The sequence below is a fragment of the Solirubrobacter ginsenosidimutans genome (genome assembly GCF_027587205.1).
This window is the reverse complement of record NZ_JAPDOD010000057.1, coordinates 1-13668: the sequence shown is the minus strand read 5'-3', so window position 1 is coordinate 13668 and position 13668 is coordinate 1. Positions and strand designations below refer to the sequence as shown.

12 protein-coding genes are annotated in these 13668 nt (G+C 68.2%); 6 read left to right on the top strand and 6 right to left on the bottom strand.

Annotated features, from left to right (window positions below):
- Positions 1–3: 3 nt before the first annotated feature.
- Positions 4–468, top strand: coding sequence for a hypothetical protein (locus OM076_RS37465; RefSeq protein WP_270045298.1), 465 nt, complete (start codon positions 4–6; stop codon positions 466–468).
- A 40-nt stretch (positions 469–508) separates the two neighbouring features.
- On the top strand, positions 509–646 hold the full coding sequence (locus tag OM076_RS37460; protein ID WP_270045297.1) for a hypothetical protein: 138 nt from the start codon (positions 509–511) through the stop codon (positions 644–646).
- Positions 647–1070: 424 nt separating this feature from the next.
- Here the strand turns inward: OM076_RS37460 and OM076_RS37455 are convergent, their stop codons facing one another.
- The 5 genes from OM076_RS37455 to OM076_RS37435 all read right to left on the bottom strand — a co-directional run bounded on the left by OM076_RS37455 (position 1071) and on the right by OM076_RS37435 (position 6729).
- The gene (locus OM076_RS37455; RefSeq protein ID WP_270045296.1) at positions 1071–2096 is read right to left on the bottom strand and encodes a hypothetical protein; all 1026 of its coding nucleotides are present in this window, start codon (positions 2094–2096) and stop codon (positions 1071–1073) included.
- A gap of 444 nt (positions 2097–2540) precedes the next feature.
- Complete coding sequence (locus tag OM076_RS37450; protein WP_270045295.1) at positions 2541–4193, bottom strand: FAD-dependent oxidoreductase; 1653 nt, start codon at positions 4191–4193, stop codon at positions 2541–2543.
- Between the two features lie 243 nt (positions 4194–4436).
- Complete coding sequence (locus OM076_RS37445; protein ID WP_270045294.1) at positions 4437–5096, bottom strand: NADPH-dependent F420 reductase; 660 nt, start codon at positions 5094–5096, stop codon at positions 4437–4439.
- Positions 5097–5101: 5 nt separating this feature from the next.
- Positions 5102–6052, bottom strand: a complete 951-nt coding sequence (locus OM076_RS37440; protein WP_270045293.1) for an SDR family oxidoreductase — start codon at positions 6050–6052, stop codon at positions 5102–5104.
- A 53-nt stretch (positions 6053–6105) separates the two neighbouring features.
- Positions 6106–6729 (bottom strand): NADPH-dependent F420 reductase, encoded by a 624-nt coding sequence (locus OM076_RS37435; protein WP_270045292.1) that lies wholly within the window; start codon positions 6727–6729, stop codon positions 6106–6108.
- A gap of 207 nt (positions 6730–6936) precedes the next feature.
- On the opposite strand from OM076_RS37435, the gene OM076_RS37430 reads away from it, so the two are divergent.
- The 4 genes from OM076_RS37430 to OM076_RS46535 all read left to right on the top strand — a co-directional run bounded on the left by OM076_RS37430 (position 6937) and on the right by OM076_RS46535 (position 12421).
- Complete coding sequence (locus OM076_RS37430) at positions 6937–7440, top strand: MarR family winged helix-turn-helix transcriptional regulator (RefSeq protein WP_270045291.1); 504 nt, start codon at positions 6937–6939, stop codon at positions 7438–7440.
- A 154-nt stretch (positions 7441–7594) separates the two neighbouring features.
- Positions 7595–8323, top strand: a complete 729-nt coding sequence (locus OM076_RS37425; RefSeq protein ID WP_270045290.1) for a VOC family protein — start codon at positions 7595–7597, stop codon at positions 8321–8323.
- Between the two features lie 311 nt (positions 8324–8634).
- The gene (locus OM076_RS37420) at positions 8635–10032 is read left to right on the top strand and encodes a DUF1254 domain-containing protein (protein ID WP_270045289.1); all 1398 of its coding nucleotides are present in this window, start codon (positions 8635–8637) and stop codon (positions 10030–10032) included.
- Between the two features lie 154 nt (positions 10033–10186).
- Positions 10187–12421 (top strand): helix-turn-helix transcriptional regulator, encoded by a 2235-nt coding sequence (locus OM076_RS46535; protein WP_308214369.1) that lies wholly within the window; start codon positions 10187–10189, stop codon positions 12419–12421.
- A 376-nt stretch (positions 12422–12797) separates the two neighbouring features.
- On the opposite strand, the gene OM076_RS37410 is transcribed toward OM076_RS46535, so the two are convergent.
- Positions 12798–13544 (bottom strand): hypothetical protein, encoded by a 747-nt coding sequence (locus tag OM076_RS37410; protein ID WP_270045288.1) that lies wholly within the window; start codon positions 13542–13544, stop codon positions 12798–12800.
- Positions 13545–13668: the final 124 nt, after the last annotated feature.

Below are 13668 nucleotides of genomic sequence, written 5' to 3'. Positions count from 1 at the left end.
ACCATGGCCACCCTGCACTTCTCCAAGAAGACCACCGCGACTCCCGAGCAGCTGATCGCCGGGCTCACCGACTTCGGACCGGGCCGCTCGCAGATCTTCGCCAACAGCGCCGATGAATATCTCCAGGTCCACGACCGCGGGCCCGATTGGGCCGACGTCACCGAAGGGTCCGGCGGCGTCTGGGAGCGGCTGCGCTACGACTGGTCCGATCCCCACCGCATCGTCATGACGACCACCGATTCCAACGTCTGGGGCGGGCGATCGGGCCACACCTACACGCTCCTGACGCTGCCGGAGGGAACGACGGTCGTGCACGCCGTCGTCGTCCGCGAGGGCAAGAACCTCAAGGGCAAGCTGCTCGGCCTCGTCCTCGGCAGCATCGGCAAGAGCAAGCTCCGCAAGGCATTCGAGCACAGCCTCGAGGCCATCGAGTCGCGCAGCGCCACCGAAGCCGCGCTCGTCTGCTGACCCTCCCGTCCGCCCGCCTGGCGCACCCGTACGCACTCGGGTGCGCCGGGCGGAGTCGTACGTCGTCGACCGCATCGTCGCCGAGACCCGCGCCAACCCGCCAGCTCTGCTGAAGCTGCCGCCCGAGCACAGCGCCGCCGAACTCGCGCGAGCGTTGCCCGAGCTCACCGGCGCGTGACGGCGTCGCGCCCGGACACCGCATCGATCTGCCCGAGGACGACTCGAGCATGTGCGGGCCGATCTGCACCAACTCCGGCCACGACGCCCGCGGGCCGACCGCCACGACGAGTGTCCAGTCCTCCCCGCCTCCGTGGAGCTTTGCCAGCCGGTGACGTTCGGCTTCCCCGGCCAGGACCACGACTCCCTGCTCGTGGGTCGATCGCCGCGTGCTCTCCAGCAGCGGCGGGAGCACCGCGCCACCGTAGGGCGTCTCTCCTGGGTCGATCGTCCCCGAGCCAACCGGTTCAGTCGAACAGACCCGCCGAACCGGTCCTGGACAATGACACTGACGACACTTTCGAGTCAGGCGCAGCGTCGCTATAGGACTCGGGCGGGACCTACCAGAACCGCCGCCACACGTTGCGCGTGGGCTGAGCCCGCCGTCAGGTGGGGGCCAGCAGGCGCCAGGTCCGGCTGTATTTCGTCGCGGGGGTGCCGTCGGCGGGCGAGAACTCGCCGGTGATGGTGATCTTCCGTGACTTCGTTCGCCGCATCAGCGCCTTCCCCTGGCGGGTGAAGCGGAACGGCACAGCGTGCGCGACGTGACTTCCGTCGCAGCGCGCGGTCCCGCGCCCGAGCGTGACGCGGCCCGCCGTCCAGGTGATCGTGACCGTGCCGGCGGCCGGCGCCAGGAACTCCGGGTGTTCGCCGTGGCGGAGCAGGTAGGGCGTGTACAGCCGATGCGGCAGCGTCGCCAGCTTTAGCTGCGTCGTCGCGGACAGCCGGCGAGCGATCAGCTGGATCGGTGTCATGGCGTAGGACGTGCCGCCGGCGGCGGTGGCCGCAGCCCGCAGGACGATCGCGTAGTTCACGTCGGCCGGCCCGATCGTGTGGCTCAAGCCGGTCGCGCCGTCGATCGGCACGCAGCGACCCAGCCCGCAGATCAGCCACTCATAGGAGATCGTGTAGCTGCCCGCCGACCACGTGCCCGGCGTGGCGGTGAGCGTGTCCCCGAGGTACGCCGTGCCGGACAGCGTGGGATAGGTGAGTGGCACCGGGGGCGGCTCCGGCGGGGGTGGGATCGGCTGCCCGTCGGCCGGCTGGACCTGTGACGTGGACGGGGTCACCGCGACGGCGGTCTGCCCGGAGGCGTCGTGCCCCGTCTCCGCCACGACCACGTAGAGCCCGGCGTCGGAGGCCTGCAGCGTGTACGAGCGCCCGGTCGCGCCGGGGATCGCCCTGCACTGCTCAATCGACTGGCCCGGGGCGCAGTCGAGCCAGCGGTACTCGACTGACTTCGGGGCGCGCGACCACACCGCGGAGATCTCCGTCAGGGTCTCGCCCACCCGCGGCGCGTTCACGTCACCGCTGATCTGCGGCTTCATGACCGCCGAGAACTGCAGCGGCGCGGCCGAGGCCGGAGCGGCTGTCGGCAGCATCACGGTGACCAGGACAAGCCCAAGCTGCATCCGGCGCATGGCACCCTCTGTTCGCGGTCGTCGGGCGATCCTCCCACGGCGCTTGGGTTGCGCGCAACTGGGCGCCGTCGACCTCGGCGGCGGACGGGCACACTTCGCGGCGAGACAGCGGCGACGCCGGGCACCGGCGGCCGGCAAGTGTCGCGTTTCGACGGGGCTGTCGCGTAAGTCGGTCGATGACTCGGCGTCGTTCGCAGTCCGGATTCGGGGCGGATCAGGACGGGAATGCCGTCGGCTGTGAGGCGCTGGATCTGCTTGGTGTGCCAGTAGCCGCACACGCCGCCAACACGCACTGCGAGGGCCAGGGTTTGCGGTGGGACGGTCCTCGGAGACTGTGACTCCACCAAGTCCGGGGCAGATCACAGTCTCCGCGAAACCCGGGGCGCCTCATCCCCAGTCCTGGGAGATGACACCAACGGGCATCGTGATCTGTCGCTACTTGCCGATCGCCTGATGGACCGAGCGGATCGCGCTCGAACCTTCACCCACGGCAGCTGCGATCCGCTTCATCGAGCCGTGACGCACATCGCCGGCGGCGAAGAGTCCTGGGATGCTGGTCTCGAACGCCAGAGGCTGACGGCCGAGTAGCCCGAACGAGTCGCGCGGTTGCGTCTCCGGTAGATCGATGTCAGTCAGGATGAAGCCGCTTCGGTCAAGTAGGACGCCCTCGAGCCAAGACGTCGCGGGCACGGCGCCGATGAAGCAGAAGAGTCCCGTGCAGGGCACGCTCTCGCGAGTCCCTCTGATCTTGTTCGCGAGCACGATCGAGTCCAGACGGTCGCCACCGTCGACTCCGACGACTTCGGTGCCTAAGTGCAACTCGATACGACTGTCGGCGAGTATGCGGGTCGCGAGGTAGCTCGACATCTCGATTCCCAGATCGTCGGCGCGCACCACGAGCCGGACCCGCGACCCGCGGCTCGCGAGAAACAGAGCCGCCTGCCCGGCGGAGTTGGCCCCGCCGATCACGGCCACCTGAGGGCCGTGCATCCCGTACGCACGGGCTTCAAGTTCAGTTGCGGCGTAGTAGATGCCGTTGCCCTCGAAGTCCTCCCACCGCTCGAGGCTCAGTTTCCGGTAGTGGGCGCCACTCGCGATCACGATCGAGCGGGCCGAGACCTCGCTCCCGTCCGACAGGGTCACCACAAGGTCGTCCGCCATTCGCAGTGACGTCACCGCGAACGGGCTCTTTATCTCGGCCCCGAACTTTTGGGCCTGTACCAGCGCCTTGGCAGTCAGTTCCGCGCCGGCGAGGCCGGACGGGAAGCCGAGGTAGTTCTCGATACGTGCGCTCGCGCCGGCCTGCCCGCCTGCGGCAACCCCTTCCAGCACCAGCGTGCCCAGGCCTTCAGAGGCGCCGTAGACGGCAGCCGCCAATCCGGCGGGTCCACCACCGACGACAACAAGGTCGTAGACCTTCCCTGGTACAGAGCGGTACGCGAGCCCGAGCTCGTGCGCCAGTACGTTCGGGGTCGCATCGCGAAGGATCGCGGTTCGGGTGATCACGACCGGGAGGTCTGTCACGTCGAGCCCGAAGGACTTCAGGATCCGGAAACCGTCGTCGGTTTCGACGTCGAGCCAGGTGTGCGGCATGCTTAGGCGCGTGGCCCAGTTGCGAAGCTCCAGCGTCTCGGCCGACAGCGCACCGCCGACGATCTGGACACTCAGCGCCGCTTCACTGGTCCGCAGGAACTCGCGCCTCGCCATGAACGCCTTGAGAATGATGTCGGACAGCTCCGGGGCGTCGGACATAAGCTGCCGGAAGACCGGACGTGGCATCCGTTGGATCACGCCGCCGGCGGGCATACGCGCCGAGAACATGGCTGCCTGCCCGGTCAGCATGTCCAGCTCGCCCAGGAACGAGCCTGGGCCGAAGATCGCCATGATCTGCTCCGGTAGCCCGAACGCCGCGAGCCTCACGACTTCCAAATCGCCGGATTCGACCAGCATGAAGTCAAAGTCGACATCCCCGGCGTTGGCCACGGTCGCGCCCGGGTCGACGACCGTCTCCGTCGAACGCTCGCGGATGAGGTCAAGCTGCGACGCGGTGAGGTCCGGATATCCGCCCGGGATTTCCGGCGCCTCCACCAACCCTCTATCGGCTTTCCCCGGCTCCGCCCTCACTCGGGCCGGCTTTCGGTTGCTCATGCCTTGACCTCTCGTGTTTGGCTCCAGCGTCCGACCCGTTGCACGAAGCCTGAGTTCGCTCGTCTGTTGCGCGGCGCCTCGCAACAGGGTGTACCCGCCTCGGCGCGGATCTCGTCGTGGAGTTCCGCGGGGATGTGGCTGAGGCCGGTCACCGGCCAAGCCGCTGCCGGTGCCAACTTGCGGTTATCGCGTTGCGGTGGCGAGTGCGGCGCGGATGGCGTCCTCGCCGGCTGATTGGCCCTTCTCGTTCGAGTACGGCCCGTACGGGGTTCCCCACACCGGCGTGCCCGTCGCCTGCCGCCAGCTGTCGGCCAGCGGTCCCGCGTCGACCACGCTGTATCCGGTGGATTCGATGAATTCGGTCACCGCCGCCTTGGCCGGCGCGGAGTCCCCGGCGATCGGCAGGTACGAGCGGTCGGTTGCCCCCGCCGGGCGGGCGAGTGACAGCAGGTGCTTGTAGAAGATGTTGTTGAACGCTTTCACGACCATGGCGTCCGGGATGTACCGCAGCAGCAGCTCGCTCGAGGTGAGCGACGTGCCGTCGAGCTCGGGGATGTGGCCGTCACGCTCGGGGCCGTAGTTGCACGTGTCGATGACCGCCTTCTGAGCGAGTGCCGCGGCGGGCAGGTCGGGGAAGGCCTTGACCGGCACCGTGACGACGACGATGTCACCGGCCGCCGCGGCCTCCCCGCTCGTCGCCGCGGACGCCCGCGGCCCCAGCTCCGCGACCGTGTCCGCGAGCGTTTCGGGACCGCGCGAGTTGCTGAGCACGACCTGGTATCCGGCCTCGATGGCGAGCCGCGCGATGGCGGTGCCGATCTGTCCGCTTCCGATGAATCCCACCGTTGTCATGCGCTCAGCGCCCTGTCAGACGGGAAGTAGTGACCGTTGTCCAAATCGGCGAGCAGGCCGGGCTGAGCGGGTTCCCAGCCGAGGGTCCGGCGCGTGATGAGGTTGGACGCCGGGTAGCTCTGCGTGACGATGTTCGCGAGAAACCCGAAGTATCCCGGCACCATCAGTTCGTCCAAAGGAATACTCACGGCGGGCAGGCCCAGGCGGCTGCCGATGGCCTCGGCGATCTCGCGGAGCGGGATGGCCCCGTCAGCGACCGCGTGCCAGTGTTTGCCGGCCGGGCCCCTCTCCAGCGCCACGCGGAATAGGGAAGCGACATCGCGGACGTGCACGGCGTTCCACGGGTTCGCGCCGTCTCCGGGGTAGCCGGCGACGCCCTTCTCCTTCGCGAGCGCGATCAGCGTCGGGAGGAAGCCGGCACGATCGGTCGTGCTGTGCGCGATATTGGCAATCCGCACGACCGAAGACCGCACTCCCCGTTCGGCGAGGTCGAGTACAGCCGTTTCCACGACATTGCGAACCCGGAGGGTTCCCTTGTGCTCATCGCCGACGGGAAGGGCCGGGTCCTCCTCGGTGGCCGGCCGGCCCAGCTGCCCGGACGAGCCGATGCTCCCCGCGGCGACCAGCGGCTTTCCGGTTCCCGCGAGTGCCTCGCCGTACGCGAGCATGATCGGGAGCTCTGCGGCGGACACGGCGTCCATCCCGCCAAACGGAAGCAGGTCTTGCCTGTGCGCGACGTGGATGACGCCGTCGGAGTCGGCGGCTGCCTCCATGAGCCCTTCGAGGTCCTCGAGGTCGCCGCGGCGCACCTTCGCGCCATGCGCGGACAGCGCCGTCGCGGCGGTGTCCGACCGGGCCAGGCCGGTGACCTCGTGCCCGGCGGCGATGAGCTCCGGGATGATGTAGGAACCGGTATGGCCGGTCCCGCCTGTGACGAAGACACGCATGTTGCTGCTCCTTAGGGGGTGATGTGGCGGAGGAAGAGGTGGTGCGGGCGCGCTCAGCCGGCGAGGTCGACGCCGAGGGAGAAGTTGAAGTTCCCCACGCCATTGCGGGCCAGGCTGATCATCAGCAGGCCCGCCCCTTCCAGCCAGCGCGCCACGTCCAGGCCGCCGGCATCCAGCGGGCGCAGCCCGAGGCTCTCGATGAACGCCGACACGCTCGCCTTGGCCCGCGCGTCGTCGCCCGCGAAGAGCACGTCCAGCGGGCCGCCCTGGGCCAGGATGTGACCAAAGACGGTGTTGAACGCCTTCACGACGTTCGCGCTCGCCGGGACGGCCTTGGCGATCTCCTGCGCGCCGGAAGTGCCTTCAGGGGTGACCAGCCCGGTGGCGTCGGCGTTGGAGGTGTTGGAGACGTCGATGATGATCTTGCCGGCCAGCGCGTCCCCGTATTGGGCGACGACCGGCACGGCGCTGGCGTGGGGCACAGCGAGGATGACGAGGTCGCCGGCCGGGATGGTGCCGAATGTCCCCGCCGTGACGCCGCCGCCGAGTGCGGCGGCCAGTTCGTTGGCCTTGGCCGGGTCGCGGCCGATCATCTCCACCGCGTTGCCTCCGGCGAGCGCCCGGGCGGCCAGGGCGCTGGCCATGTTCCCCAGGCCGATAACGCTGATGCTGCTCATGGTGCGCCAACTTCCTTCGTGGGCAGTACAGGACCAACACGCTAACAGATGCCTGCGCACGCACATAGTTGTGGCCGACGATAACTTTCCGCGCCGGGCCCCGCGCGGCAGGTCTCCTCCATCTGTCAGATGCGGGCGCACGCATTTGGATTGACAGAGTGGTGCTTGCCCTAGGTTGTAGTTGCGCGGTGTTAGACTTTTTGGACTTTGTCCGGCACGACCCCTTCGAAGCCCAACCACACCGTGGCCAAGGTGATCACCCCAGAGCAGCAGGACGCTTGGTTCGCTCTGCTGTTCGCTCACGCGTCGGTCACCGATCGGATTGACCGGGAGCTGCGCGAGCAGCACCGCATCTCGTTCAGCGCCACCGAGATCCTGTGTCGGCTCCACGACGAGGAGCCGCAGTCGGTGCGGTCGCTCGCTGACCAGCTCGTCAGCGTCAGTCCCACCCGCGCCTCGCGCCTCGTACAGGAACTGGTCGATGCCGGACATCTTCAACGCGGCGCCGATCAGGGCGACGGGCGCAAGTCGCTGATCAGCTTCACGAGCAAGGGCCGGCGCTATAGCGAGAAGGTCGCGCGGACGTTCGAGGACGCCATTCTTCGGCACTTCATAGAACCTCTCGACCAAGAAGACATCGAGGCGATCGTTCGGATCTGGGCGAAGCTTCGGGCCGCCCAGAACGCGGAACTGAGCGCCGCGAGCCGCTGAGCCGACCGCGGCGGTTCTGTCTCACGCGCCGTGCGCTCCGGCTCGGGGCGCATAAGCGGTGGTGGAGGACGAGCCCGCCTAGGTGGGCATGATGCCGTCTGGGCTCAAGCGCACGACGATCCCGACCACGTGAACCATCACCAAGGACCCGGCCATGCTTGACCATGTCAGCCTTCGAGTCTCTGATCTCTCCTTTGCCGTTGGCGCCCTCGGTGCCGGGCTGCGAGAACTCGGGATCGAGCAGACTGCCGACACGCCGAGCTTCACCATGTGGGGGAACTTCGTCCTCATGCGGGACAACGACGACCGTGCGCCTACCCGGCGCAGCCACGTTGCCTTCATCGCGAAGACGCAGGCCGACGTCGACCGCTTCTGGCAGGCGGGTGTCGAGGCCGGCCTGGTCGATGACGGACCTGCAGGCCCGCGTCCGCGCTACGCCGACGACTACTACGCGGGTTTTCTCAAGGACGCTGCCGGCAACGGCTTCGAAGCGGTTTACCGCGACGGCGATCGACCCCGCGGCAACATCGACCACGTCGCCATCCGGGCCAGCGATCTGGAGCCGTCAAGCTCGTTCTACGCGGCGGCGGGTGCGGCCGCAGGGCTGACCATCCGCGGCCAAACCGCGGAGCGCACGGAGTTCTCGGTCAGCGGACACGGTGGTGTGTTCGGGGTGTTCGCCGGCGAGCCGACCGAGCACATCCACATCGCCTTCTCCGGCGACGACGACGCGGTGCGGAGGTTTCACGCCGACGCGATCGCGGCCGGCTATCAGAGCAACGGCGAGCCCGGCGAGCGGCCCGACTACCACGACGGGTACTACGCCGCGTTCGTGCTCGATCCCGACGGGAACAACATCGAGGTCGTCAACCACAACCGCTAGCCGCGGCGTCGTGCCGTGTTGGAGATGAACTCCGATCCGAGAGCGCCTGAAGACACGAAAGCGAGAGCGCGGCGGGTTGCGATAGCGCCCGCTCAGATTCAGGCCGCCGCCCGCGAAGCGCGGCCGGCGTTGCGCGCAATCACCCGGTTCGGGCGAGGACCGGTCACTTGTCCGGCGCCTAGGGTGGCCGTGATCCGGGGGGGCCAGACGGCGCGACGTGTGCGGCCGGGCCAGGCCCCCGGCCGTGTGGGTGATCGAGCAGGGGGAGTGTGATGTCGGGAGCGTTGCCCGGGAGTCTTTCGCCGGAGCAGATGCGGGAGGCGATCGCGACGCTGTCGTCGGCGGATCGGGTCGAGTCGCCGTTCGGCGCGCTCGACTTCTTCGATGGGGTGCCGACGCCGGAGACGGTGACCACGATCTACGACGCGCTCGATCTGATGCGCGGGATCGAGGTGTTCCTCAACGCCGTGCCGGGCGCGTCGCTGGTGGCGATGCGGCGCGGGTTGCGGTCGGTCGGGATCACGTCGCCGAACGTCGTCGGGTACACCGAACCACGGGCGAACTCCGGGTCGCTGTTCTTGACGCCGAACACCGAGACGACCTACGGCACGACGATGCTCGATCTGCGTGCGTGGGGGCCCACGGTGATCGAGGCGCCGCCTGAATCGTTGTGCGTGGTCGACGACTTCTGGTTTCGCTACGTCGCCGACATGGGAATCGCCGGCCCCGACCGCGGGAAGGGCGGCAGCTACCTGTTCCTGCCCCCCGGCTACGACGGCGAGGTCCCGGACGGCTACTTCAGCTACCGCTGTCCGACGTTTGCCAACTGGGTGGTGCTGCGCGCCCTCGGTGGTGTCCCGGCGATGAAGCAGACCAGGATCTACCCGCTCGCCGAGGCCGACAGCCCGGCCGAAAACGTGTTCATCAACATCGCCGACGCGGTGTTCAACACGATCCACGCCAACGACTTCTCGTTCTATGAGGAAGTCGACGAACTCGTGCAGGAAGAGCCGGTCGAGGCGCTTGACGCCGAGCGCGCCGGCCAGCTCGCGGCGATCGGCATCGTCAAGGGTCAGCCGTTCGCGCCGGATGACCGGATGCGCGCAGTCCTCGACAACGCCGCCCGGATCGGCGGCGGCATGGCGCGAGCCATCGCCTACACCCCGCGCGATCCCGGCGCGGTGCTCTACGGCTCGTGGAAGAACGCGTTCGTCGGCGGCAACCACGAGTTCCTGCGCAACGGCGCACGCTTGCTGGATGCCCGCACGCAGTTTCACTACCTCGCCACCGTCATCACCCCGGCCATGGCGCACGCCCAGATCGGCGCCGGGTCCGCGTACGCCTACACCGTGCACGACGTCAACGGCGACCTGCTCAACGGCGCTAAGACCTACCGGCTGCACGTCGACCCTGACCCGCCGGCAAAGAACTTCTGGGCGGTCGATGTCTATGACACCCAGACCCGCTCGCTGATCCAGGTCGCATCGACGATCTACCCCGCCCTGGCGAGCAACTCCGGAACCCTCCAAGGCAACGACGACGGCTCCTATGACCTCTACTTCGGACCCGCGGCGCCCGAGGGAATGGAAAGCAACTGGGTCGAGACCATCCCAGGCAAGTCCTGGTTTCAGCTCTTCCGTCTCTACGGACCGCTGGAGCCATGGTTCGACCAAACCTGGAAGCTCAACGAGTTCGAGCCGATCGACTGAACGCGGCGCAGACACTGTTCACGCTGAAGATCAGGCCCGCGTCGCGCTGCTGGAGCGGAGATCATCCGTTCGGGGTGATTCGCTCGCGCGTGGGGATCGACACGATCCTCACGGCGACGCCCGTCAAGGGGGCGCGTCGCTGGTCGGCAATGAAATGAGCTCTCGCGCGATGAGTGCCACGGTCCTCGGTAGCAAGTTGCATCCTCCCGGTTTGCGTTCGGGGAATTTGCCGCGGCGGCGGCTCACGGACGCTGCGGCGGCGTGCGGTCTGCCCGTCGTTTCGATCGTTGCTCCGGCTGGCTTCGGGAAGACGATGCTGCTCGCGCAGTGGCGGGAGCTTGACTCGCGGTCGTTCGCGTGGGTGTCGCTGGATCGCGGGGACAACGATCCGCTGGTGCTCTGGGACTACGTGGTCGCGGCGATTCGTGGCATCGAGCCGGGCTTCGGCGCTGCGGTCGAGCCGGCGCTGCGCTCGGCGGGCGGCATGATGCTTGAGGCGATCGTCCCTCGGCTGCTGAACGAGCTGGAGTCGATGGAGCGCGAGATCGCGCTCGTGCTCGACGACTACCACTGGGTGACGAACCCGGCGTGTCACGAATCGATCGCGATGCTGATCGAGCGAGGGCCGCCGAATGTTCAGCTGGTGGTGGCGTCGCGTTTGGACCCGCCACTCGGGTTCGCGCGCTTGCGCGCCAGCGGCGGGCTGTTCGAGCTTCGCGCAGGCGAGCTTGCGTTCACCGAAGCCGAGACCGCGGAGCTGTTCGGTGACGCCTTCGGGCTTGATATTGCGCCGGACTCGATCGCGAGCCTGCAGCGGCGCACCGAGGGCTGGCCGGCGGGCCTGTATCTCGCGTTTCTTTCAGTTCGGGATGTGAGCGATCCGACGACCGCGCTGGCGGAGTTCGGCGGTTCGAGCCGCCACATCGTCGAGTACTTGACCGAGGTCGTGCTGGCGTCCGAGAGCGACGAGCATCGCCGGTTTCTGCTGGAGACCTCAATTCTCGATCGCATGTGTGCGTCGCTGTGCGACAGCGTGACGGGCAGAGGCGACGCGGCCAGGGTGCTGGCCGAGATCGAGCGAGCCAATCTTTTTCTCGTTGCGCTGGACGAGCGCCGTGAGTGGTTTCGCTATCACCATCTGTTCGCTGAGTTGCTGCGCGACGAGCTCCGCCGGCGGGCTGACGACAGCGAGCCCGAGCTCCACCAGCGGGCCTGCGCATGGTTTGCGTCCGCAGGCGACGTCGATGAAGCGATCCGGCATGCGATCACGGGCGGTGACTTCCAGACGGCTGCGACCCTCGTCGCGACCCACTGGTTCGCGTATCTGAATTCGGGGCGGCTCGCGACCCTCGCGCACTGGCTCGAAGCGTTCCCACCAAACGCCGTCCGGACGGATGCTCGCCTCTGCATCGTTCAGGCATGGATGCTCAGCCTCGTCGGCGACGCTGAGCAGGCCAGACAGGCCCTGGCCGCTGCGCGGGAGGCCGACTACGAGGGAGAGCTTCCCGACGGCTCCGGAACGGTTGAAGAGAGTGCGACGCTGGCACGCTCGACATGGTCGTGGTCTGATGTCGGCGCCATGCTCGCCGCCGCCCGCGCCGCCTACCTGACCGAGACCAGGCGGGAGTCCGGGTGGCAGCCATTGGCCGCCTTCAACCTCGGTTGGGCGCTCGTTCTGACGGGCGAGAGCGACGCGGCGATCGCGCCGCTACAGCACGCGGTCGCGCTGGCACCACGGCACGAGCAGTGGATCGTCGCCGCCGATGCGCATTGCATTCTGGCCAAGGCCACGCTGGTCGCCGGCGACCTCGCCGAAGCTGATCGCTGGATCGACGAGGCACTCGACTTGGCGCGCACACACGGCATCGCGGACCTCCCTCACGTCGGCTACTACCACGTGATACGCGGTGCGCTACATGCGCGCCGCGGGGAACTGGAGCCAGCCGACCGCGCGATCGGCCTGGGACTCCAACAGCTGCGAGGCCACACTGAATCGCTGTTGATCGCAGAGGCGCTCTTAGAAGCAGCGCTCGTCCGCCGAGCCCTCGGCGCGGGTCCCGAGGCGCGGGCGATGCTCACGGAGGCGCGCACCGTGATCGAGAGCTGCCCCGACCCGGGAATCCTGGCCGAGCGCGTCGAGGACGTGGCGCGACGACTGACGACGGCGCATGTCCGGGCGAGCCCTGGCAGCGTGCTCACGGAGCGCGAGCTTGAGGTACTCCGGCTCCTCGCCCAAGGACGGACCAAACGCGAGGTCGCGGCGATGCTCTTCGTCTCCTACAGCACGATCCACTCGCACACGAAGTCGATCTACCGCAAGCTCGACGGTACCTCCCGCGACCAGGTCCTCGACCACGCTCGCGACCTCGGCCTGATCGAGTCCGCCTAAGCAGCGGCGGCTCCTGCGCGGCACGCGTCGGCGGAGGTAGACAGCCCGCCGCCTGCACGCGGGTCGGCGCTGAACCGCCGCTGGGCTCAGCGTTCGAGGCGGTCGCCCGAGGGGTCAGGCCAGTCGGCCGTGTCCGCGGGCTGCCTGCCGCGCCGCCGATCGCGCACGCTCTGAACGGCGAGCAGGGCGATGGCGAACAGTATTGGAACGAGGGAGAGCAGTGTGGGCCACACGTGCCCGGCGTGGGCGAGCGGCGGCGCGATCGACGCGATCACTCGACGTTCACCACGCCTGAGGATGGAGGCCGACCGGCACGGGATCGGGCTGGATTCGAGTTCATCGTCCTGTTTGTGGAGTAGTGGTTAGCGGGCGGCCATCAGCTCGCGGCCGCCTGAGCTGCCGTCGCGTCGTGCCGCGCCCGCAGCTGCCGCACCCCGATGGGTATGACGGCGGCGCACACGCAGAGGCCGGAGCCGATCTCCAGCGGCGGATAGTCGAGGAAGCTGATCACGCCGGTCACGCCGATCGGCAGCAACAGCGCGTGGAAGAAGTTGACGATGCCGGAGCGGTGCAGTCCGACGGCGTTCACGACGAGTCCGATGATGAGCAAGAAGAAGACGCCGAATACCGGGATCAGGACGAAGTTGTCGCCCAGCGCGTTGTCGATGTAGGTCTGCATCGTGTTGTGGTCCAGGCTCCCGCCCAGGCTCCCCGCCCACTGCGACCCCGCGGTGAACCTGCCGGCGTTGAAGGTCATGAAGTCCATGCCGTCGATCGCGCCCCAGCCCACGAACCCCATGGCCGAGAGCACGAGCCCCCAGAAGGCCGCCTTGGGATGGGTCGGCCGCACCAGCCGGTTCATCCCGATGAACGCGACGATCAGGGTGACCCCTGTCAAGAAGTAGCCCGTGTGCGCAATGTAGAACCGGGTCGTGTGCTCGTATGCGGCGCCGTAGTACTCCGCCCCGTCCGTTTTCGCGATGCCGTGCTTGGGATGCACGATCGTCGCGACAAGGAGGATGAGCGGGGAGACGAGCATGAAGATCGCGCAGACGACGCGCTCGGTGTGCTCGTAACTCCGAGCCACAGCGCCCGCGGGGGGAACTGCATGGGTGGCGGCCATTGCTGGCCTCCTTTCCGCATAGGGTCGCGGCCGACCAGGCCGCCGCGAATGAACGTGCCGCCAGCATCGCGGCGATCCGACCCCCAGCGCATCACCCGCCCTGCAATCTCCCCCGGGGGAAATT